The following is a 24,585-nucleotide window of genomic DNA, read 5'->3' on the forward strand; positions in this document are numbered from 1 at the left end:
CCTATATACCGTGGTTACCCTTTGAATCCTTAAAAAGCTTGAATTTAGGTGGATGAAAAGTAAAATAAAGGAAGGATGCTGTTGTTATTAATAGTATCCACCAGGCCATTAGGTAAAGGGTTTGTGAAAAGTGAGCATGGCTTAATACATACCAGCTGCCCCCTTGCCCGAGGGTAATAGCCAGTAAAAAAAACAGGATGTCCAACAATACCACATGTCTCTTTAAAAAGAATTTGTAGCCGTAATGAAATAGAATTAAACAGCCTAAAATCATCAGAATAGCAGAAGCCTTTGCCAAGGCCATATGGTGGATGGAATAGGGCAAATAAAAAAACTCTATTATTCCATAGATTAGGGTGGGCCAAAAACCCATTTTTAAATGTTCCCATACACTTTCATTGACTGGAGCAATCAACCCCACAGGCTTCCACTTTCCAAGGGCATCATAGGTGAAATGAAGTAATGTGCCTACGGAAAATATAAATAGGATACCGAAGGTCTCCCAAAGTAATTCACTCAAATAGCTTCACTCCTTTAATAGCATAATTATATTATAGAGTAAATTTTCCTAAAATACGCTCTGGTTTATGAGTTAGTACCTTGTATAAAAAGGTAGCTTTTGTTATACTATATTTAAATAAAATCTCTATAGAAAAAGATCCTTGATTGAAGGGATGTGATTTGGCTGAACATACAATTTAAAAAGGGTGTTCTGGAGCTTTGTGTCCTAGCCATGCTTGATGAGAGGGACTGCTATGGCTATGAATTAGTCAATGAAATATCTAAAAATATTGCTATTTCAGAGGGAACCATATATCCGTTGTTGAGGCGGTTAAAGGATGAAGGGATGTTCACCACCTATTTGCAGGAATCCCAGGAGGGGCCACCCCGAAAGTATTATCGCCTGACGGATTCTGGCAGGGAGATGAAACGTCAGCTGACAGACGAATGGAATCAATTTGTAAAGGGTGTCAATGTCATATTGAAAGGAGCGAAAAGCCATGAATAAAGCGGAGTTTTTAGAAAAACTGAACTATGGCTTAAATAAAATACCAGCGGGTGAAAAGCAGGATATTCTTTATGACTATGAAGAGCATTTTCGTATTGGATTGGAAATGGGAAAAACGGAAGAAGAAATTTCTAAAGCTCTGGGGGAACCAGGGAGCATTGCCAAGGATTTTAGTGTAAATTATAGGGTTATTCAGGCAGAGAATACCGCAAGTACAGCAAATCTTCTTCGAGCAGTCCTTGCCACAGTCAGCTTGGGCTTTTTTAATCTAATATTTATTTTAGGGCCCTTTATCGCCGCAGTGGGGGTTTTAGTTGCCTTCTTCGCTGTATCAGCTTCTGTAACCATTGCAGGAATATTACTTGTCTTTCTTCAAATTCCTAAGTTTTTCTCAATCAATGGAATTGCGTTTATCTTTCTGGGAATAGGTTTAATGGCCCTGGGATTATTACTTTTCATTGGAAGCTATTATTTATCAAAATCCTTCTATGGACTTATGTTAAAATATTTAAGATTCAACTTAAAAATAATTAATGAAAGAAGGGCTAAAAATGAAGGATAGCAGACAGTTGAAAAACATAGTATTGGCTCTATTCGTTATTATGATCGGCTCATTTGCCATCGGAGGTTCCCTCCTGGCTATTTTTATCCCTAGAGGAGTAGAGGGAGAGGATTATAATTCCAATCTATGGTCATTTAAAAATAATTTGGGAACAGCCTATGAGCATAAAGTCAATCAGGAAGAAGTCATAAATATTACCGACATCAGCAATATTACAATCTCTACTGATAGCGTACCAATTAGACTATATGTAGTGGAAGGTACCGACGAACTGAAGGCCCACTATTATGGAAGCGTACAAACCAATGGTGCGCCGCCAGAGCTGGAACTGAAGCAGTCTGGTAATAAAATTGTTGTTAGGGAAAATAGAAGGGAAAAAATGAATGTGGGTTTTAATTTTGAAAATCTGTCTATGGATATTTACTTGCCAAAGCAATATCAAAAGGAGCTTTCCCTTCATTCAATTTCTGGAGATGTGCTGATGGATAAGCTCCAGTTAAGTAAAATCGAAGCAGAGACCATTTCAGGTAAAATATCACTGGATGGAGCCATCTTAGAAAGAGGCTTTTTTAAATCCACATCGGGAAATATCGAAATTAATCATTATTTAGGGGAGCTTAGGGGAGAAACTGTATCTGGACACTTAGCAGTGGAATTGGCGGGTTTAGAAGACAAGGTAGACATCAACAGTATTTCTGGTGATATAAAGGTAGCCCTGCCATCGGATTCCAGTTTTAAACTTATGGCTAATAGCACCTCAGGAAAAATAACTAGTGATTTTCCTATGACAGTTAATGGCAAGTCAAAATCAAATACCCTTGAAGGAATTGTCGGCAAAGGGGAGCATGAACTTGAGCTAAAGACAATTTCAGGGAACATTAATATTAGATATTAACATAATAAGGTTATGATAAATTTCATATTAGTAAAGCTAAAACCACAGGAAAGCTCGTAGGCCAGCCCTGTGGTTATTTATTTCTGTTTTTTTGCATAGACCTTTTTACTTTTTCTTCATGAAAAATGTATAGAACCCACTAAAAATCACACAATAAACTACATATGCCAAATTTCGTATACTAGTTAAAATTGGAAGAGGGTGTAAAGATTACTATGAAGGCAATTATTATGGCAGGAGGTAAAGGAACAAGGTTAAAGCCCCTTACCTGTAGCTTACCCAAGCCCATGGTACCCATTATTAACAGGCCGGTAATGGAATATACCGTAGACCTGTTAAAGGAACATGGTATTACTGAAATAGGGGTTACTTTGGCCTATATGCCAACAATGATTACCGACTATTTTGGAAGTGGAAAAGACTGGGGCGTTAATTTACATTATTTTATTGAAGAAACCCCCTTGGGAACAGGGGGAAGTGTAAAAAATGCCGAGGAGTTTATTGATGATACCCTTTTAATTGTCAGCGGCGATGCCTTAACGGATTTAGATATTCAAAAAGCCTTAGCTTTTCATCGAGAAAAGGGATCGAAGGCGACCCTTGTTTTAAGAAATGAGGCAGTACCAATCGAATATGGGGTTGTCATTACCGATGAAGCGGGGAAAATCATTCGATTTCTGGAAAAGCCCAGTTGGGGTGAGGTATTCAGCAATACCATTAATACCGGAATTTACATACTAGAGCCCGAGGTTTTAGACTATTTTTCTAAGGGAGACACCTTTGATTTTAGTAAGGATTTATTCCCCAGGCTGCTTAATGATCAAGTACCCATGTATGGCTATGTTATGAATGAATATTGGTGCGATATTGGGGATTTAAGCTCCTACAAGGAGACTCAATTTGATATTTTGGCAGGGAAGGTAAAGCTCCCGTTGATTCAAAAGGAGCTGGAAGAGGGGGTATATGTCGGCGAAGGGACAACCATTGGTAGGAATGTAAAGCTTCAGCCTCCTGTATATATCGGAAAAAATGGCAGCATAGAGGATGGCGCTGAAATAACAGGGCCGACGGTGATAGGTGAAAACTGTAGGATCAGTCAAGGGGCCACCATTAAAAAAAGTATCTTATGGAATCAGGTGAATCTGGAGGAAAAGGCCAGCCTTAGGGGAACGGTAATCTGTGGTGGTGCAGATATCAGGGAACAGGCAAAGGTACTGGAAAATTCAGTGGTAGGTGAAGGAACGATTTTATTGAAGGGGGCAGTTGTGAAGCCCGATATCAAAATCTGGCCCCATAAACGAATTGAAGAAAATACCGTCGTGAGTCAGAATCTTGTATGGGGTTCCAAGGCATCTAAAACCCTTTTTGGTTTGAGGGATATCTCTGGGCAAATCAATATTGAACTGACCCCTGAATTTTGTGCAAGGCTTGGTTCGGCCTTTGCGTCCAGTCTGAAGGGAGAGCCCTCAATCGTGATTAGCAGTGATCCCAGTAATGGAGCCCAATTAATTCAGCAGGCGCTTTTGGCCGGTGTTTCCTCCACCGGGGTTCAAGGGATTAATCTTAAAGGGGCCTTTTTACCCATGACGCGGTTTGCAGTAAGATATTTCAAAGCAGCAGGCGGAATTCATGTAAAGGCTTCGTCAGAAAAGCCTGATAACATCAGACTAGAGTTTATTGATGCTGACGGCGGAAATATTCCCAGATCAATGGAACGTGAAATAGAAAACCTGTTTAATCGTGAGGATTTTAAGCGCTGTAATGCCGATCGTTTAAAAAAGGAGATAGAAGTAGACTCATTTCATGCTATTTTCAACCAGGCAGGAATTAATGAGGTAAAGCATTTACAACAGATCAGACAAGCTAACCAAAGGGTATGGCTTACATCGCCATCACTTTCTGTCCTTGAATCCACCAGGGGCTATCTAAAAGGGCTAGGTGTTTCGGTGACTTTAATCTATCCTGAACAAGGCTTTAATAGCCAGAGTACAACTGCTTTGGCAGCAGCCCTGGCGGAAAGGGTCAAGGGTGATCCAGATTCAATTGGATTTTTAATTGGTGAATCTGGTGAGGAGCTAATGCTAGTTGACGAAAATGGCCGTCTGATGGAGGGGGAAAAGTACCACTTATTGGCTGCCAGGCTGTTGCTTCAAAGAGGAGACAGACAGTTGGTGGTGCCCTATGTATCATCAAGGCATCTTGAGGAATTGGCAGAGCAGTTTGGGGCTAAAATTGTTAAATGCAAATCCAACCCCGCCAGTCATATGAAGGATGTGCTGAAGGAATCCCAAGGGGAAAATTTGCCCCTACAGTTTACGCTGTGGTATAACGGCATTTGGGCTATTGGCAAAATCCTGGATTTTCTTATGCAGGAAGGAATCAAGCTAAGGGAGCTGGCTGATCAAATTCCTGATCCCTTTGTGGTGAAACAGGAAATACAGTGTGACTGGAAGGATAAAGGAAGGGTAATGAAGGAAATGATTTTAAACCATCAAAAAGAGGGAATCGAGCTTTTTGAGGGGGTCAGAATCGATGATGAAAAGGGATGGGCCTTGATACTTCCTGACCCTGAAAAGCCCCTGGTAAACGTATTTACCGAGGGCCATTCCCAGGAATATGCCGAAGAACTGTCTACCTTTTACAGTGAAAAAATCAGAAATCTGGTAAGTCGGCATTAACCGGGAAATACAGTGGTTTGGGATAAAAGATTATTCAGAAAGGTGATGACATACAGATGCCTTTGGATTTTAATGATTACTGGAAAAAAGACCGTTATCGCAAGGATGACATAGAGGATGTGCTTTTAAGTATGGAGGATTTGGGAAAGCACAGTAAAGAGGTTGCCAACACCCATCATGTGTCCGCCAGGGGAAAATCTACAAAATCTCTTTTGCATCGATTAGACAATCATTACCGTGTGATCGTTAAAGTGTATCAAGGCGTGAACAGTCGGGTGAAGGAGCAAAAGGAAATTTCACCCGCCTCCCAGTGGCTCCTGGATAATTTCTATAAAATCGAGGAGCAGTATAAAGACATCCGCCAAAATATGATTAAGGAACGTTTTTTCAGGCTTAAGGCCTTGAAGCAGGGTAGTTTGAAGGGGTACCCTAGAATTTATGCTGCAGCCCTTGAATTGGTCTCCCATACCGATGGGCGATTAGACGAAGAGATAATTCAATATTTCTTTGAGGCTTATCAAAGCCAACAGGTGCTTACCATATCTGAAATCTGGGCTTTATCCCTGATGCTTCGTTTGGCATTGATCGAAAAGCTCAGATTGGTTTGTGAAAAAATTCTCGTTACAGAAACCGGTTGGAATCAGGCAGAGGAATTATTAGAGCAGAGCAAAGAGACAATATTGGTCAGCCTGAAACAGTTATTCGATGTATCGGATAAACCCAATGGCCCTTTAATCGAGCATCTGTTACGGCTATTGAGAAGAAAATCCAACGAAAGGGGCATGGTTGTCGGCTATATTGAAGAAAGGCTGAAGGAGCATAACACCACCATTGAAAGTGTCATAGAAGAGGATCATAGGCAACAGGCCTCTAGAAAGGTGTCTATCGGGAATGCTATTATCAGTCTAAACTTAATTTCTGTACTGGATTGGGAGTCATTTTTTGAATCCCTTAATATTACTGAGGGGATTTTAAGAAAGGAAAGGACAGGAATTTATCGTGCCATGGATTTTGAATCCAGGGATTATTACCGAACTGTTATTGAAAAGATTGCAGAAAAATATCATATTCCCGAGGCCAAGGTGGCAAGGGCAGCTGTTGATTTGTCAGAGGCAGGAAGGTCCAAGGGTGAAAAGTATGGTCATGTAGGCTACTATTTGGTAGGTGAAGGAAAGGGAGAGCTCTTTAATGCCCTGGAAATCACAACGGGGGCAAGGGAGCTGAAGCAGGCATCCCTGGTTCAGTATTTAGGCCCAATCATGGCAATTACCCTGCTGATAACAGGGCTATTGATGAGTTACGCTTATAAAAATAGTGAAAATTATCCATGGGTATGGGCCCTTGTAGCTGGCTTAATAACGGTCATTCCTGCCAGCGAGGTGGGGGTATTTATCACTAATCGCATTTTAACAAAGCTGGTTCCGCCAGATTTTATCCCTCGCCTTGAGTATAGTCAAGGAATTCCCCCGGAGGCCAGGACACTGGTGGTGATTCCCGCTTTAATTAATGACGAAGCCCGGGCAGGGGAGCTCCTGGGGCAATTGGAGGTCTATTATTTATCGAATCGTGAGGATAACATTGTCTTTGGCCTGGCGGGAGACTTCCCCGATACCGGCCAAAAGCAATTGCCGGGAGAAGTAGAGCAAGTTAAAAAAACCCTGGCAAAGGTTAAAGCCCTCAATGAGAAATATGGCAAGGAGATATTTTACTATTTCCATCGAGAAAGACAATATCTGGCCTCCGAAAAAAAATGGATGGGCTGGGAGCGGAAAAGAGGGGCTTTGCTGGAGCTAAATCAGCTTTTAGCAGGAAATTCAAGCTCATATCGGGTTGTATCGGGGAATCCCAGCCAGGAGGGTGAGATAAAATACGTCATTACGTTGGATGCCGATACAAGACTGCCAATTGATGGAGCAAAGCGACTGATTGGAATGATCTCTCACCCCCTCAACAAGGCGACAATTGATTCCCGAAGGGGAATCGTTACCCAGGGCTACGGGTTGATTCAGCCACGAATTGATCTCAGTGTAGAAAGTGCCAATACCTCCATTTTCACCAGAATTTATGCGGGTCAGGGAGGAATCGATCCCTATACTACGGCGGCCTCCGACATTTATCAAGACCTGTTTCATGAGGCAATCTTCACGGGGAAGGGTATTTATTCCCTGGAGGTATTTAATACCCTTTTAAAGGATGCCATACCTGACCAAACCATACTCAGCCATGATCTGTTGGAAGGAAGCTATGTCAGAACCGGTCTCGCCAGTGATATGGAATTAATAGACGATTACCCGGCCAAGTATAGCAGCTACATATCAAGACTACACCGGTGGGTGAGGGGAGATTGGCAGCTGTTGCCCTGGCTGTTTAATACAATCACAGACAGAAAGGGAGAACGGGTCCCTAATCCCCTGTCTTCCCTATCGAAGTGGAAAATTATTGACAACCTGAGAAGAAGTTTGGTTTCAATTTCCTTAATGCTGCTGTTGGGCCTTGGCATCAGCCTGCTGCCTGGAAGCTGGCTGCCATGGGTGGCTTTGGGAGGCTTGACGCTATTTCTTCCATTCCTTGTGTCGCTAATCGATTATTTCAGACTCAAGCTAAGGGCCCCTGTTGAAGGCCTGTGGGGAAACTTTGGCCTGGAGCCGAAAAGAAGCCTTTGCCTGGGGTGTCTGCAGCTTATTACCTTACCTCACCAGGCCTATATGATGGTTGATGCCATTGTCAGAACTCTGTACCGGCTCTATTTTTCCCGCAAACGCCTGCTGGAATGGGTCACTGTGGCAGACTCAGAGAAAAAGCTGAGTAATGATCTGAAAAGCTATATTCAAAGAATGAGGACGATTTTTCCCGTAACAATTGTTGCAGCTTTATTCTGGCTAGTCAAGGGAAGACCCATCATTGGATTTCCCATTTTGATCCTTTGGCTGATATCACCATGGGTTGCCTATGGCATCAGCCAGCCACAGTCAATTCATCAGGAAGCATTGGATGACGAGGATCAAATGCTTTTAAGGAGAATTGCAAGGAAAACCTGGTCATACTATGAAGACCTGGTGGGTGAATCAGATCATTATTTACCGCCAGATAATTATCAGGAATACCCGCCAAAGGGTGCGGCCCACCGAACCTCCCCCACCAATATTGGCTTTTATCTATTGTCTGTCATTTGTGCCAGGGACCTGGGGTATTTAACGACAACAGAAATGGTCAAAAGGGTTCGGGAAACCATGAATACCCTTTTGAAAATGGAGACCTGGAAAGGGCACCTGTATAACTGGTATGACACCAGAAGCCTGGAGGTCTTACGGCCCCATTATGTTTCTACGGTGGATAGCGGAAATTTCGTAGCTTATCTAATCACCTTAAGGGAAAGTCTTGAGGAATATTTAAATCGTCCTTTGATGGATAAAAATCAAATTGAAGGCTTGCGAGATGCTCTTTTATCTAAGGAAGGAGAGGATAAGCTCCAAAGGCTTCTCATTTATGAGCTGATGGATCGAGAGGAGATCACCCTGAAGGCCTTCGGTGAGCTGCTGAAGGATCTTACCGTCAATGGAACCGACGGATGCCCAAAGGAATATAAAAGACAGCTTGAAGCCATCAATACAGAATTTGAAATTTATCTGAAACCCCTTACAAATCATGTAAAGCAAATTCCCTGCCTTAACAAGCTTATGGGCTATTACGAAGAAATACTTGACTCAACAGGGTCAAGAGAAGATTACCAGCAGGAGTTAGAAAATATAAAGCGAGCCAATCAGAAGATCAAGGGAATGATTCAAGGGGTCAAGGATCTGATAAAAACCATCGACCAGTTGGTTGATGAGGTGGATTTTACCAGGCTGTATGACCCTAAACGACGGCTGTTTTCCATCGGATATAACGTAGAGGAGGAAAAGCTTACCAATTCCTATTATGATCTGTTGGCTTCAGAGGTACGAACCACCAGCTATATTGCCATTGCCAGAAGGGCCGTACCCAAAAAACACTGGTATAAATTGGGGCGAGCATTTTCTGTTGTCAATGGCAAGCGGAGTCTGGTGTCCTGGACGGGTACCATGTTCGAATATTTCATGCCCTATTTAATCATGAAAAATTACCAGAATACCTTGCTCGATGAAACCTATCATGCCGTTATGGAAGCCCAGCGCCACTATGGCAGGCAAAGGGAGGTTCCATGGGGAATATCTGAGTCAGGCTATTACGGTTTTGACCTCCAGCTTAATTATCAATATAAGGCCTTTGGTGTACCTCACCTGGGTCTAAAGCGTGGTTTGATGGAAGAAGTAGTGGTATCACCTTATTCGACCCTGTTGGCACTACCCTATCGGCCTAGAGAATCGGTAGAAAATGTAAAGGCCCTAATCAATATGGGAATGGAGGGCACCTATGGACTTTATGAGGCCATCGATTTTACCCATGGTCGTTTACGGTCAAAAAATACCCATGAAATTGTAAAAAGCTTTATGGCCCATCACCTGGGCATGGGCTTTGTTTCCTTAACTAATTATTTTCATGACATGATTGTGCAAAAGCGATTCCATCAAAACCCATTGATGCGTTCCGGAGAGCTGCTATTGCAGGAGAAAATACCTGTCAGAGGTATTATTACAAAGGAATTCAAAGAGCCCCTTGAAGCTAAGGATCAACCAAGGGATCTGCTCCAGGGACTGACACGAACCTATGGTATTTCCAACGAGCTTCCGCCCAAGTGCCATCTTCTTTCCAATGGTGATTATTCCCTGCTATTGACGGAGGGAGGCAGCGGCTACAGCCGAATGGGAGAGATTCAAATTACCCGCTGGCGTCAGGATGAATTGGCAAACAGCTATGGCACCTTTATTTTTATACACCAATTAAGCGACAATAAAAATTGGGCCACGGGTTATGACCCCTTTAAAGAGGAACCAGACGGCTATCAGGTGAGCTTTTCCCAGGATCGGGTTGAATATATAAGAAATGACGATACGATTCAGACCCATACAGAAATATTGGTTTCCCCTGAAGACCCGGTGGAAATCCGCCGGGTAACCCTGACAAATTATGGTGCTGAACCAGTGACCCTTCAGGTGACAAGCTACTTTGAAACGGTATTGGGGGATCAACGGGCCGATGTGGCTCATCCTGCCTTTAGTAACCTTTTCGTCAGAACTGAACTGCTGTCGGGGCACGACTGCCTGTTGGCATCCAGAAGGCCAAGGGAGCCACATTTACCTACCCGTTGGTTATTCCATAGCCTCCATGTGGAGGGTGAAGTCAGTGGAGGGCTGCAATACGAAACAAATCGGGGAAATTTTCTGGGCAGAGGCAGAGACCTAAAGCGGGCAGTTGCATTAAATCAACCCTTGAAAAATTACACAGGAATTGCCATTGATCCGATTATGAGTCTGAGAAAAACCATTAGGCTAAAGCCGGGTGAGAGTGGGGTGTTTACCTTTACTACCGGCATACAAGAAGATCGGGAAATGGTCATTGAGCTAATGAAAAAATATCATGGCACCAATGGTATTGAACGGGCAAGGGAGCTTGCCTTAACCAGAAGCCAGGTGGAACTGACCTATTTAAATTTCAAGATAGAGGAAATCTCCATCTTCCAAGAGCTGATTCCCTATTTAATCTACCTGAACCCCGGTAGAAGAAAGTATGAGGAAATACTTAAAAAGAATAAAAAGGGTCAGTCTGGTCTGTGGGCCTATGGTGTTTCAGGAGATTTGCCAATCTTTCTGGTGACCATTAAAAAAATTGATGAAATTGAAGTGGTGAAGGAATGTATCAGGGCCCATGAGTATTGGCGTACAAAGGGCCTGAAGGTCGATTTAATCATATTAAACGAGGATGAAAGCAGCTATCTGCAACCTCTGCAGCATTTAATCAATGAGGTGGTATTCACCAGTAATGAAAGACATCTATTAAATCAGCCCGGTGGAATTTTTATACGAGATGCCAATGTGATTCCGCCGGAGGATCGGAATTTGATTTATACTGCTGCCAGGGCACTGATCAAGGGTGAAGGAGGCGCTTTATCGAGACAGCTTTCTAAGCTAAAGGCAATAACACAGCTTCCGCCTGCCAGAGAATTTAAGGGTGTATACGAAGCAATCAATTACCGGGATATCCCTGTAGAACTAACCCATGATAATGGTTACGGCGGCTTTAGCAGTTCCGGCCGAGAATATATTATCAAGCTAAAGGATGATCTGCAAACACCGGCCCCCTGGAGTAACGTAATTGCCAATGAAAATTTTGGTTTTCTGGTTACAGAAAACGGTTCAGGCTATACCTGGGCTGAAAACAGCAGAGAAAACAAGCTGACTCCCTGGTCCAATGACCCCGTTACAGACCCCCCTGGTGAGCTGCTGTATCTTCAGGAGAAGGATTCGGGTGCGGCCTGGACTATTACTCCCCTTCCCATCAGGGAGCCGGGGGACTATGTCGTGAAACATGGAATGGGCTACACCAGCTTTATCCATCATAGTCATGATATCGAGCAGGAGCTGACTCTATTTGTACCTGAAAGGGACCCGGTGAAAATTTATTTGGTGAAGCTCAAAAATACAGCTGTCGATGCCAAAAAATTAATGCTAACCTTTTACATGACACCAGTACTGGGGGTCAGCGATGAAGTGACAAGGCAGTATATATTGACTGAATTAAATGAGGAAACTGGCGGTATTAAAATAACGAACCCCTTTCAATCGGATTTTCCTGATCGGATTGCCTTTATTGAGTCATCTGAAAGGGTATGCTCGTATACAGGAAATAAAAATGCCTTTTTTGGTGCCAGGGGAGACCGTGTTTCCCCCGATGCCCTGGGTCGAGTTGGCTTGAATAACGAGCTGGGGGGAGGCTTAAACCCCTGTGGGGCCCTGCAATGTGAAGTGGTATTGCCTCCCGGAGAGGAGAAGGATCTGGTCTTTCTATTAGGGCAGGTAAAGGAAGCCTCTGAACTGCTTCCCCTGATCAATCAATATAAAACGCCCTGGCAGTGCAGATTGGCTCTGAAGCAAGTACAGGAAAGCTGGAACAGGCTGGTGGGGAAAATTCAGGTAAAAACCCCCGATCCTTCAATGGATTTAATGCTGAACGGATGGCTTCTTTACCAAAGCCTTGTCTGCCGATTATGGGGAAGATCTGCCTTTTATCAATCAGGAGGAGCCTACGGCTACCGGGATCAGCTACAGGATGCATATAATCTGCTGCATCCTGCCCCGGAACTATTGAGGAAGCAAATTTTACTTCATTGTCAGCATCAGTTTGTTGAAGGAGATGTACAGCACTGGTGGCATCCCGGAGCTGGGGAAAAGGGAATTAGAACCAGATTTTCAGATGATCTGCTGTGGCTTCCCTTTACGGTGGCAGCCTTTTATCACCATACCCAGGATGAGACGATCCTTAAAGAGAAGGTTCATTTCCTTGAGGATGAGCCCCTGGCAGAGGGTGAGGATGAACGCTATGGAATTCCCCGTATCTCTGAGGAACAGGACACTGTTTATGGCCATTGTCTTCGAGCTATCGACAGGAGCTTGCGCTTTGGCAGCCATGGCATTCCACTAATGGGCTCAGGAGATTGGAATGATGGAATGAGCACCGTTGGAAATAAAGGAAAGGGAGAGAGTATTTGGCTGGGCTGGTTTCTATATAAAATTTTAAAAACCTTTGCACCCATTTGTGGGTTAATGGGTGATCAAGAAAGGAAAGAAACCTATTTAAAAGCAGCAGAGAACATTGTTAAGAACATAGAAGCCCATGCCTGGGATGGAAACTGGTATATGAGAGCCTTTTTCGATGATGGCCGGCCTTTAGGCTCATCTCAAAATGAAGAATGTATGATTGACTCCCTTGCTCAATCATGGTCTATTATTTCAGAGGGAGGAAATCAACAGCGGGCAAAGCTGGCCATGGAGGCAGTGGAGGATTATCTGATTAAGGATGATGCAGGGTTAATCCTTTTATTTACTCCACCCTTTGATGAAAGTGACTTAGAACCAGGATATATTAAAGGCTATGTACCGGGAGTCAGGGAAAATGGAGGTCAATATACCCATGCTGCTGCCTGGGTCATTAAGGCCTTTGCCATGATGGGAGATGGTGACCGGGCCTGGGAGCTGTTCCGCATGATCAACCCCATCAACCACACTAGAACACCCCTGGAATGTGCAGTATACCGGGTAGAGCCCTACGTGATGGCCGCCGATGTTTATGCAGTGGAGCCCCATGTGGGCAGGGGCGGTTGGACATGGTATACCGGTGTGGCCGGATGGATGTACAGGGTTGGCATCGAAGATATATTAGGCTTGAAAAGACATGGAAATCGACTTTATATCAGGCCTTCTATACCGGTGGGCTGGCCAGGCTATGAAGTGACATACCAATTCGGTACTGCCGTTTATCATATTATTTTCCATAATACTGCTTCAAAGGAAGGGCCAGCTGGTTTTAAGCTTGATGAAAGGCCTATGGAAGGGGATTATATAGAACTGAAGGATGATGGTAGAAAACATCGGGTTGAACTATGGCTTGAAGGGAAATAAAAGGGGCTCGAGAGGGCCCTTTTTCAGTTCTTTCTCAAAGAAAATAGACATAACATAAAAAAAGAGAGCAATTACAATGTAGTTTTAATAAAAATATTGTATAATATAGAGAAGAAAACTACAGGAGGAAGTTGGTTTGAAGATACTTGCAATAATGGGAAGCCCCAGAAGGGGAAAAAATAATGATACCCTATTGGATCATCTCTTGAAGGGTATACAATCGATAGACAATGAAGCTGAAATTACCAGGTTAAATGCCGCCGCCTTAAATATTAATCCCTGTACAGCCTGTGATGCCTGCAGCCATCAATTGGGCTGTATTCAAAGAGATAAAATGGATGAGCTGCTACCTGCCTTTAATGAGGCCGATCTAATTATTATGACATCACCAATGTATTTCAATAGTATTTCTGCCCAATTGAAATCCATAATTGATCGTAATCAAGTAATTTGGTCCAGTAAATATGTCCATAATCAGTCTTTAATTGAAAAGGAAAAGCTGCGGTTAGGCTATATGGTTTGTACTGCAGGGGCTCCGTCCCATCCCTTTGGTCTGGATGGAGTAATTCCAATTTTAGATCTGTTTTTCAAATCCATTAACACGACTTATCATGGCAACTTTTTTGTCAATAATGTAGATGAAAGGCCTGTATATGAAAATGAACTGGTACGCTTAGAGATTTACAAAGCCGGACAGCAATTAGTAGAAGCCTACCAGAAAGCAGCAGAAAACAAAAAAAATTGTTAATAATATCTTTATGACGTTAGAATCAATGTGGTATAAGGAGGGGAGTCCAATGGAGAAGCGTGATGATAACGATAAAAAAGAAGATACGCTAAGGATTGATATGACATTATTAGGACAGCTAATGATGAATCAGTTCCCCGACCCAATTTTAATCCTAAAAAATGAAATCATTATAGATTGCAATTATACGACTTTAAAAATGTTTGGCTACTCTGACAAGTCACAACTGCTGGGACGTGAAATCAATCAGCTCTTCTATCAGAATTCTACTTTGGATACCCATAAAATACAATTTAAATACCTTTTAGAGGCAGCCAAAGCCCAGGGAAACAAAAGAAGTGATTGGATGTTTTGTAATCATTTGAAGGAAAGCATTTATGCTGAAATACTGCTTATATCCCTGGCAGAGCTTGCGCAAAATTGCTTTTATCTGCAAATACGTGATATCAGGGAAAGAATATTGTTTCAAGAGGAGCTTTTAATTCAAAAATCTAAATTCCAGCAACTCTATGAAAATTCTCCAGAGGCTGTTGTGATGCTGGATAATAACGATCTGATTGTCAGTATTAATCGTGCATTTGAAGAGACCTTTCAATATCGCCTTGATGAAATAAAGGGAAAGCCAATTAATAAGCTCATTGTACCAGACCATTTAATCGAGGAGGCTTCGCAGCTGAGCAGTGACGTTTTGGCAGGGGAAGCTGTCAGAACTGAAACCGTTAGAAAAAGAAAGGATGGTACCCTAATTGATGTTTCAGTTGTGGGCTACCATATTATTAATAATCAAAGGCAAATAGGGATCTATGGAATATATCAGGATATTACGGCCCGTAAGGAATCCGAAAGAAACTTAAATTTATTTGCCAAGGTTTTGGAGAATAATACCGAAGGAGTCATTATCACAGACCGAAACGCAAAAATCCAGTGGGTCAATAAGGCCTTTACAGATATTACAGGATATTCTAAGACAGAAGTAGTTAATCAAAGGCCTAGTATCTTAAAATCTGGTAAACATTCAAAGGATTTTTACCAAAGGCTGTGGGAATCGATTTTGACCCTGGGAAAATGGCAGGGTGAAATTTGGAATAAACGAAAAAACGGTGAAGTATTTGCCGAAAATTTAAGTATCTTTGCCATAAAGGATCAAAACAATCAGATCACCCATTTTGCCTCCATCTTAAGCGATATTACAGCCAATAAGGCAAAGGAGGAAAAAATCAATTATTTAGCCTTTCGAGACAGCTTAACAGGTCTGTATAATCGTGCCATGTTTGGTGATCGCCTGAATTTGGAGCTTGCCAAGGCAAAACGACAGGGGTATCTTGTGGCAGTACTGTTTATCGATTTAGACGAGTTTAAAAGTGTCAACGATACCCATGGCCATGGCGTGGGGGATCTGCTTTTAAAGCAAATTGCAGATAGATTATTGTCAGCCACCAGAGAAACCGATACAGTTGCCAGAATTGGCGGTGATGAATTTATTGTTATATTGCCCGATATTAAAGAAGCAGAGCAGATCAGGATGATCTCTGAGAAACTATTAAAGGTATTTGAAGCACCCTGGCAAATTGATGATAAGACCTTCTATATAGCAGCCAGTATCGGCATTGCCATTTATCCGTTGGATGGCATCAAGCCCCAGGAGCTTATACAGAATGCCGATATAGCCATGTATAAGGCCAAGGAAAAAGGCCATAATCAATATGAATTTTATACGAATATTTCCCATATCATACCGGGTGTCGATTCATGACACCTTTTTTCTTTGAAGGATAGTGATTTTCTAAATAGTATATTATTTCACTAATTTAAGATTAAACAGAGGTACCAGGAGGTATATATGTAAATATAATATACTAAAATATTCAAGCTATTAAGGCAGCCGCTAATTAAAAAGTATATTTATGGAAGGAAAATGTTGCGCTTTGTAGAATATATAACATATAGTGACATTTTAACGATTTAATCCTCAATAGACATATTGCAAGGGGAGCCTGGCATATATCTATTGATGAAAGCTGAAGAACAGGGGTGATGGTGGTATGTTGACATTTTATCAAGTATGCTTTCGTGCTGGTGTACTCTTTACGGTTGTAACCTTTCTGCTGGGGCAATTATTTGATTTTATGGACTTTGATGTAGAGTTTGACACTGATGCAGATCTTGACCTGGACTTTCAAGGGCAGGGGGTTTCACCATTAAAGCCTGTGATTATAACAGCCTTTTTCACTGTATTTGGAGGGGTAGGCGAGATGGCTTTGAAGCGAGGAATGAGTCAGGTATTTACCTTTACTTTGGCTTTAATTCTTGGATTTGTTGTAGCAGCATTGTTTTTAAAGCTGATTATTGTTCCCCTTCAACGGGCCCAAAATACCAGTGCAAAATCTCAAAAAGACTTAATCGGTCACCTTGCTAAGGTTGATATCGGCATTGAAGGTGATCATTTCGGCAGAATTGCCTATACCATTGCCGGAAACAGCTATACCGCACCGGCAAAATCCCTTGATGGTATGTCGATAGAAAAGGGAACAGGTGTCATTATCGCCAAAATTGATAATAACATATTCTATGTGAAGCAGTCTGAAAATTAAAATTTTAACTATAAACCTATTGAAAAGGGGGTGAGTTGTAATCAATCGAAGTTTATAAAAAATATTTGTAAGGAGGAGCAGCATGCTGATACCAATCATTATTGTTGGCGTTATCTTGTTACTAATTTTAAGTGTTCTGTTTATGTGGAGAAAGGTGCCCCAGGATAAGGCGCTGGTTATTACAGGTCTAAATAAACGAGTCATTTCAGGGGGCGGGGGATTCATTGTACCCCTTTTAGAGAGAACTGATTCAATTTCTTTAGAAAACATGAAAATTGAGGTTAGAACTGACGGGGCCTTGACAGAGCAAGGGGTAGATATTAAGGCCGATGGTGTAGCGGTTATTAAGGTGAAATCAGACAAGGAATCAATTTTATCAGCCATTGAGCAATTTAATACCGGCTCTGAAAAGTCTACCATTGATTTTATTAAGGATACGGCTAAAGACGTACTGGAAGGAAAGCTTAGGGAAATTATCTCAAAAATGTCTGTTGAGGAAATCTATAAGGATCGAGAAAAATTTGCCTCCCAGGTACAAGAGGTAGCCGCCCTTGATCTTTCATTAATGGGATTAGAAATTAAGGCTTTTACCATTCGTGATATAAAGGATGATAATGGATACTTAACTGCCCTGGGTAAGAAGAGAATTGCTGAGGTCAAGCGGGATGCAGAAATTGCTGAGGCAGAAAGCAGTAAAGAAACCAAGATCAAAACTGCAGAGGCCAATCGGTTAGGTGAAGAAGCCCGTTTGATTTCCGAAACTCAAATTGCAGCGTCTGCCAAGGATAAGGAGCTGAAGATTCAGTCCTATCGTAGAGATCAGCAGATAGAAACTGCCAAGGCCGACCTTGCCTATGAAATTGAGGCCAGCAGAGTTCAACAGGATGTAGAAAAGGAAAAAATGCAAATTCAAATTATCAGGAAGCAAAAAGAAATAGAGCTTGCTGAGCAGGAAGCCATCAGAAAGGAAAGAGAGCTGGAGGCAACCGTTAGAAAGCTCGCTGAGGCTGAAAAATTTAGAGAGGAAAAGAAGGCCGAAGCAGAGCGATATAAGGAAATTCAAGAGGCCGAGGCTGAATCAGAGGCCATCAGGTTACGGGGGATTGCCAGCGCTGCCGCCAAACGGGAAGAAGGGATGACTGAAGTAGAAATTATTCGTGAAAAGGGTAAAGCCGAAGCAGAGGCAATGCTGAAAAAAGCAGAAGCCTTTAAGCAATACAATGAGGCTGCCATTACCCAGATGATTATCGAAAAGCTTCCTGAAATTGCCAGAGCCGTTGCAGAGCCCCTTTCCAAAACCGAGAAAATTGTTATTGTTGATTCCGGCAGTGGAAAAGGTGATGGGGCCGCCAAGGTATCAAAATATGTCACAGATATTATTGCTACCTTGCCCGAAACAGTCAATGCTCTTACTGGAGCCGATTTAACCAAGCTTTTAAAGGGAAATCCCTTAAAAGGCCATGAAGCAGTTCAGCAAATAAATGAAATAGAAGAATAAAATTCAGGGTCAGCGTTTATGCTGATCCTTTTTGTCTTGCTATAGCCTTGTACCTAAAAATTTCAGAGAAAAGACGGGCCTATATTGGATTTTTTAAAAATCTATTGTATGATAGAGGAGTACCAAAAAATTGAGGACTTTCAAATTTAATTTTAAATTGATAAACTAATCTTTATTTTGCCCGTAATAATTAATAGTAGGATTAATTTTTATTTATAGAAACTGCACTAATTAATCATTATAGGAGGAGAGGTAGTATGAACAAAAAATTATATTTGTCTAGAAATGATAAAAAGCTGGCTGGTGTTTGCGGGGGAATCGCGGAATATTTTGATATTGATTCGACTCTGGTAAGGTTACTATGGGTATTATTTACCATTCCCGGTGGAGCAGGCCTGTTGGTATATATTATTGCGGCTGTCATTATGAATGAGCCACCAATCCACCAAAATCATCAAGGTGGAATTAATCTTGATAAAGATCAAAACGTAAGTGGCAGCTATTATGAGTCTTCCCAAAGCGAAAGGTCAAATCATCGAGACAATATTCTAATTGGTGGAATCTTAGTGGTGCTGGGAGGATACTTTCTAACCAAAAATTTATTTAACTGGAGCTGGCTTTCTATACGGTACCTTATGCCAATTCTATTGATCGTAATTGGGACAGCGGTTTTAATCAATGGTAAACGGAAATAAGTAATCGAATATTGAAATAAGTTCGTAATCCTATGGCTATGGAGGTGTATGCCGAGAAGCTTCACCTTCCAGAGTGTAGGATTTTTTTTGCTAATAATCACCATCATTTACCATTAATATTGTTATTTTGTTAACATCCAATAGGGCTTATTTTTTTAAAATCGCAACTAATTTGTGTAAAAAAAAATTCCCTATAAAAAATTTGACACTGTAAAATCAATAGCATAAATAATGAGTACCTTATTAAAAACAGGTTCATAACAGCCCGTTTAAGCTTCGAAGAATTTGCTAATAACTTTTAAGGACCATATGGCTGCAAAATAAAAAGCAATTTAAATTAGTTAAATATATAACGATATTATATAATTAACACCAATGATTTAGAGTGGGAAGAAATTTTTTTGATAAGTGATAGGAACCAAAAATGATTTTAAGATTCTAAAAAAAGACTTTACTCTATTAAGTAATACTTTTTAAAAAATGTTATTAAAATAGCGACAAATCATTCTATAGGTACTGCTTTACTTTAAATATAAAAGGGTATTGTATGGCCCAAATACGGTCAAATCAACGAAATTTCAAGGCTGATACCCATTTGCTATTTTGATTGATTTCTTAATGATATGATTGACTCTGGGCTATTCTTTTCGATTAACATTTTCAAATGATAATTAATATATTTAACCAAAATACCGTTAGGATTAAGGTGATTACTGATAAAGGCAATTGATAATATTTATGGAACAAAAGGATTTATTGAGGCAAAAATAATATCATTTGACAAAGTATAGATAAATGTGATAAATTATAATTGACTATTTTAGTGAATAATTTCACAAATTTTAGAAGTAAATATGAAAAGTTTTGGGGAGGTAGGATGTAATGTCTCATGAAGAAAAAATAGGTTTTTGGGAAAAAACCACCAGTCGCCGTGAATTTCTAAAATTGAGCGGGAAAAGTATGGCCGGTGTGGCTGTATCCATGACAGTACTCAATTTATTGACCGGATGCAGCAAAGACTCAGCCGATGTGTCAGGTATTGCTTTAGCTACAGGTGTATTAATTTCTGATTCCAATCGCTGTACAGGCTGTAGACGATGTGAGGTCACTTGTACAATGAATAATGACGGTAAGGCTGATCCCACCATTGCCAGGGTGAAGGTCGATCGGAATTATAATTTTGGACCCGGTGGACCAAAGAATGACTACTTAAATGCAGCAGGTCATTATGGTAATCTTGAGATTATTCCCGACACCTGTCAGCAATGTGCAGATGCCGCCTGTGTTAATGCCTGTCCTGTTGAGGCCATAACGGCTCAAGAGGGAACCGGAACCAGGGTGGTGGACGAAGAAAAGTGTGTTGGCTGCGGTATGTGTCAAAGTCAATGTCCATTTAAGATGATTACAGTCGATCAAGAAACCAAGAAATCTAAAAAATGCTTCCTGTGTAATGGCGATCCATCCTGCGCAAAGATTTGTCCAACCGGTGCTTTGAAGCTGGTACCATGGGATGAAGTATATGCTGCCATTCAAAAAAACAAGCATCTTTTTGCTTAGATTAAATTAGATTATTTTATTTGTGAAATGGAGGAAGAATAGATGGCAAACGGATATGGCTGGACTGGAAAAATTTTAAGAGTCAATTTGACCAACGGGTCCTTCTCAACAGAGGATACTTTGAAATATAAAGATTTTATTGGTGGAATGGGTATTGGTTACAAAATTATGTGGGATGAGGTACCTGTTGGAACCCACCCCTATGATCCGGAAAATAAAATTATATTTGGAGCAGGCCCATTAACAGGAACCGGTATGCCCTGTAGTGGCAGGACCAATATCACCTCTCTGCTGCCCACTAACCCTTATCACTTAATATCTGATAGTCATATGGGTGGACATTTTTCACCTGCTATGAAATATGCCGGTTATGACGCCATTGTAATCGAAGGAAAGGCATCTAGCCCGGTTTGGCTTAGAATTGAGGATGAAAACGTATCACTTGAGGATGCATCTGTCTTTTGGGGTACAGGAACCTTCAACACCTCTGCAAAGATTTGTGAAATAATGGGGGAAGGTGCCCATGTAGCTGCCATCGGTCAGGCAGGGGAAAACATGGTAAACATGTCTACTATCATGACTGGTAAAAGCCACTCGGCAGGAGGACATGGAGGTGTAATGGGTTCTAAAAACCTAAAGGCCATAGGGATTAAGGGAACTCAGGCAGTACACATTGCTGCAGACAGAAAGGACTGGCTGGAGCTGGACAAATACATGATGACACTAATTGGTGCCAACAACAACCACGTGGTACCCAATAGTCCTCAGCCTTGGGCAGAATATCACAACTCAGGCAGCCGCTGGACAGCCACCGACGGGTTAACCTGGGGAGCAGCCAATCCCCCCGTTAATACAGGTACCTGTGACCCACATGACATGAATAGTGTCGGCCTTAGAACCCAAAAGGCAGTATTTGACCATGGTCCTGTGGCAGAAAAAAACACAGTCAGAATGGGAGGCTGTCATGCTTGTCCCATCCGCTGCCATTCCCAGTTAAAAGTACCTAAGCTTAAGGATTATGGTTTTTCAGAGTATATTGCCAACACCTGTATGGGATATTTTAGCCCCAATGGCGTAATGATTAAGGGCTATTCTGACGGTGAATCCCGGGGAGAAATGGCATTACTGGGAAAAACCCTTGGAGCCTCATTGGCTGACGACTACGGTGTATGGTGTAACTACGGACAAATCGGCAGGGACTTTAAGTATGCATATAATAACGGCATTATCAAAAATGCTCTTTCAAAGGAAGAGTACGACAGTATTCCATGGAATTTATTGGAGGAAGGTAATCCGGAGTTTTTAATTGAGTTTTATAGAAGAATAGCCCTTAAAGAAGGGGAATTTGGAACCGCCTTTGGTGAAGGCAGCTATTGGTTAGCCAAGAGATGGGAATTTAAGGATGATTATTATCATGGTGCCGAAGCCAAGCTGTGGTCGCCTATTATGGTATTCCCCGTGCACCATAGTAATGAATCTTCCGGTCAGGTTGGGGCTTTGATTTCCAGTATGTTTAACCGGGATGCCCAATGTCACTCCCATGAAAACTTTTTAGGAAGCGGGCTGCCCGTTGAATTACAAAAAGAAATTGCCGCTGAGGTATTTGGCTCACCAGATGCATTGGATGTACCTAAAAATTATACGCCAATGAATGAATACAAGGCCAAATTTGCAAAATGGAGTATCATTAGAAATGTACTGCACGACTCATTAACTTTATGTAACTGGATGTGGCCAATGACACTTTCTCCGTTAAAGGAAAGGGGTTATCGAGGTGATACCAAGCTGGAAGCCCAATTCTTCAGCATGGCCACCGGTATGGAAACCAGTGAAGCCGAACTGGATTTAGCGGGAGAAAGAATCTTTACCCTTCATAGAGCCATGACCGTTAAACAGATGGGAACCATTGACATGAGGAACAAGCATGATGTAATTGCCAACTGGGTTTATGATATGGACCCTGAGCTTAAGCCTTTCAGTGAAGGAACCATTAAGATGGATCGAGAAGATATGCAGTTAGCCTTTACTATGTTCTATCGGGAAATGGGATGGGATGAAAAAACAGGGGCACCGACAAAAGAAACCTTGATTAGATTAGGACTGGATGATGTAGCTGCTGAATTGGAAGCTATGAATCTATTGCCCTAGTTCACCATATTTAAATTGACAGGATAGGGGTATTTTGCTCCTATCCTTCAAATATAGAAGTAGGAGGCGGCAAGGTGAATCAAGATCAAAACATATCAAATAAGATTGATGACCAAGGGACTGACGCAGTACAACAGCAGGAAGCAACTCACCCCTGGGAGAAACTGGCGGAGTTGATACGAAGGAATTCTATGGAAGGGCGGTTAACCTCCCTAGATAATTTAAAAGATGTGGAGTTAACAGAAGATACCCCTCTAGAGGAGCAGGTAAAGCTTTTATTGACGAATGAAACCTATTCCGGGATAATAAAGGTAGAGGGAAAAAAGGATCAATATTTTTATGATCAGCAATTTATGGCAAAAAATTATGCCAATATATTGGTAAAAATAGAGGATGGCAATCTTTTTGAACTGGTTGCCAGCACCGTAAGGCACGAATCAAAGTTATACCCCAGGCCAACGGATGCAAGACTGTTTTTAAAGCCTCCTTTCAACTTCCATAAGGAAAGCCTTGAAAAGGTTTTAAATCAGATAAAAGACTATGAAGCCTATCAGGATATTCAGGAGGTTCGAGCTTCAAATGGAGCCCTCTATCTTTACTCCACTGAGCACCTGTCTCAACCCTATGCAAAGAGCCTGGCCCAGTGGATTGAAATAGAACAGTATGAAACACCATAATGGGGGGATGGCTTAATGACTCTTTATCAACAAGAAGTTAATAAGAAGGTCTGTGAAGAGGCTCCGGTAGATTTAATTGTTAACGGAAGAAAGGTCCTTACCTTTATGTGTACCCCTGAGGATCTAAATTATCTGGCAGTGGGACATTTATTCACCCGTGGCTTAATTACATCCCTTGATGAGATTAAAGACCTGGGTGTATCGGAGGAAATTAGAAAGGTAATTGCCACCACAAGAAACCTTCTTTCTGTTGAACGTTATGGTTTAAGTGGAGTTTTAACCAGTGGCTGCGGAAGCGGAACGGTTATTTCTGATGCCTTCTTAAAGGAAAAAGCCATCGAAACTGAATTAAAAATATCTATAGAACAGCTAAAGGAATTAACAGTACAAATGTTTAAGGGTGCCGTAAAACATATGGAAACCGGTGGTCATCATTGTGCAGCTTTGGCAGATCAATCCAGGATATTAATCCTGAAGGAGGACATTGGTAGACACAATGCCGTCGATAAAGTTATCGGCCAGGGGCTGCTGGAAAAAAACGACTTTTCCCAGTCTATTCTAATTACCACAGGTAGAATTTCTTCAGATATGCTTTTAAAGGCAGTGGCAAGCCGAATTCCCATTGTGGTTTCCAGAAGCATACCCACCAGCCTGGCCCTGGAAATTGGAGAAAGGCTAGGTATTTCCATTATCGGGCGGGTGGTTTCAAAAGAGCCTGTGGTATATTGTCATCAAGAAAGAATTATATCTGAGGCTTGCCATGGGTCCTCCGAGGAGGTGAACCCATGTTTGGAAGGCTAGGGGCTGCTGAGCTGGTGTTGATTGCCAGCCTTGCAATAATCATTTTTGGGCCTAATAAGATACCTGAAATTGCAAAATCTGTAGGGAAAGGTGTAAAGGAAATTAAAAACACCAAGAAGGAAATTAAAGACAGTATCAATATAATTGATATTAATGTCATCGATAAAGACAAATAGACTATTGCAGACAGTG

Annotated in this window: 16 protein-coding genes; 15 read left to right on the forward strand and 1 reads right to left on the reverse strand. The window is 41.7% G+C overall.

Translation table 11 applies throughout. The features are described from left to right. Position 1 precedes the first annotated feature (1 nt). Complete coding sequence (locus tag ACYQ1I_RS15410; protein WP_459766898.1) at positions 2-520, reverse strand: DUF6512 family protein; 519 nt, start codon at positions 518-520, stop codon at positions 2-4. Positions 521-685: 165 nt separating this feature from the next. Between ACYQ1I_RS15410 and ACYQ1I_RS15415 the strand changes: the two genes are divergently transcribed. From ACYQ1I_RS15415 to ACYQ1I_RS15485, 15 genes are all read left to right on the forward strand, one after another. Beyond that, positions 686-1,009: a PadR family transcriptional regulator gene (locus ACYQ1I_RS15415; protein WP_459768185.1), complete on the forward strand. Its 324-nt coding sequence runs from the start codon at positions 686-688 to the stop codon at positions 1,007-1,009. Beyond that, entirely contained in the window at positions 1,002-1,571 is a 570-nt protein-coding gene (locus ACYQ1I_RS15420; protein WP_459766900.1) for an HAAS signaling domain-containing protein, read from the forward strand. Before ACYQ1I_RS15415 ends, ACYQ1I_RS15420 begins: the two co-directional genes overlap by 8 nt. Beyond that, positions 1,561-2,466, forward strand: a complete 906-nt coding sequence (locus ACYQ1I_RS15425) for a DUF4097 family beta strand repeat-containing protein (RefSeq protein ID WP_459766902.1) — start codon at positions 1,561-1,563, stop codon at positions 2,464-2,466. Before ACYQ1I_RS15420 ends, ACYQ1I_RS15425 begins: the two co-directional genes overlap by 11 nt. A gap of 215 nt (positions 2,467-2,681) precedes the next feature. Next, on the forward strand, positions 2,682-5,144 hold the full coding sequence (locus ACYQ1I_RS15430) for a sugar phosphate nucleotidyltransferase (protein ID WP_459766904.1): 2,463 nt from the start codon (positions 2,682-2,684) through the stop codon (positions 5,142-5,144). A 62-nt stretch (positions 5,145-5,206) separates the two neighbouring features. Continuing rightward, positions 5,207-13,678, forward strand: a complete 8,472-nt coding sequence (locus ACYQ1I_RS15435; RefSeq protein WP_459766905.1) for a glycoside hydrolase family 94 protein — start codon at positions 5,207-5,209, stop codon at positions 13,676-13,678. Positions 13,679-13,814: 136 nt separating this feature from the next. Beyond that, positions 13,815-14,426, forward strand: coding sequence for a flavodoxin family protein (locus tag ACYQ1I_RS15440; protein ID WP_459766907.1), 612 nt, complete (start codon positions 13,815-13,817; stop codon positions 14,424-14,426). 49 nt (positions 14,427-14,475) lie between these two features. Next, on the forward strand, positions 14,476-16,179 hold the full coding sequence (locus ACYQ1I_RS15445; RefSeq protein ID WP_459766909.1) for a sensor domain-containing protein: 1,704 nt from the start codon (positions 14,476-14,478) through the stop codon (positions 16,177-16,179). Positions 16,180-16,468: 289 nt separating this feature from the next. Next, entirely contained in the window at positions 16,469-17,017 is a 549-nt protein-coding gene (locus ACYQ1I_RS15450) for an NfeD family protein (protein ID WP_459766911.1), read from the forward strand. Positions 17,018-17,099: 82 nt separating this feature from the next. After that, positions 17,100-18,515, forward strand: coding sequence for a flotillin family protein (locus ACYQ1I_RS15455; RefSeq protein WP_459766913.1), 1,416 nt, complete (start codon positions 17,100-17,102; stop codon positions 18,513-18,515). Positions 18,516-18,772: 257 nt separating this feature from the next. Then, a complete protein-coding gene (locus tag ACYQ1I_RS15460; protein WP_459766915.1) occupies positions 18,773-19,210 on the forward strand; it encodes a PspC domain-containing protein in 438 nt (145 codons plus the stop codon). Between the two features lie 882 nt (positions 19,211-20,092). Continuing rightward, the gene (locus ACYQ1I_RS15465; RefSeq protein WP_459766917.1) at positions 20,093-20,767 is read left to right on the forward strand and encodes a ferredoxin-like protein; all 675 of its coding nucleotides are present in this window, start codon (positions 20,093-20,095) and stop codon (positions 20,765-20,767) included. A 42-nt stretch (positions 20,768-20,809) separates the two neighbouring features. Then, a complete protein-coding gene (locus tag ACYQ1I_RS15470) occupies positions 20,810-22,915 on the forward strand; it encodes an aldehyde ferredoxin oxidoreductase (protein ID WP_459766919.1) in 2,106 nt (701 codons plus the stop codon). Between the two features lie 74 nt (positions 22,916-22,989). Continuing rightward, positions 22,990-23,592 (forward strand): hypothetical protein, encoded by a 603-nt coding sequence (locus tag ACYQ1I_RS15475; RefSeq protein WP_459766921.1) that lies wholly within the window; start codon positions 22,990-22,992, stop codon positions 23,590-23,592. A gap of 15 nt (positions 23,593-23,607) precedes the next feature. Beyond that, positions 23,608-24,393 carry a formate dehydrogenase accessory sulfurtransferase FdhD gene (fdhD, locus tag ACYQ1I_RS15480; RefSeq protein WP_459766923.1) on the forward strand — a complete coding sequence of 262 codons (786 nt, stop codon included), beginning with the start codon at positions 23,608-23,610 and terminating at the stop codon, positions 24,391-24,393. Then, a complete protein-coding gene (locus ACYQ1I_RS15485; RefSeq protein WP_459766925.1) occupies positions 24,378-24,569 on the forward strand; it encodes a twin-arginine translocase TatA/TatE family subunit in 192 nt (63 codons plus the stop codon). Before fdhD ends, ACYQ1I_RS15485 begins: the two co-directional genes overlap by 16 nt. Positions 24,570-24,585: the final 16 nt, after the last annotated feature.

The organism is Alkaliphilus crotonatoxidans, assembly GCF_054658015.1.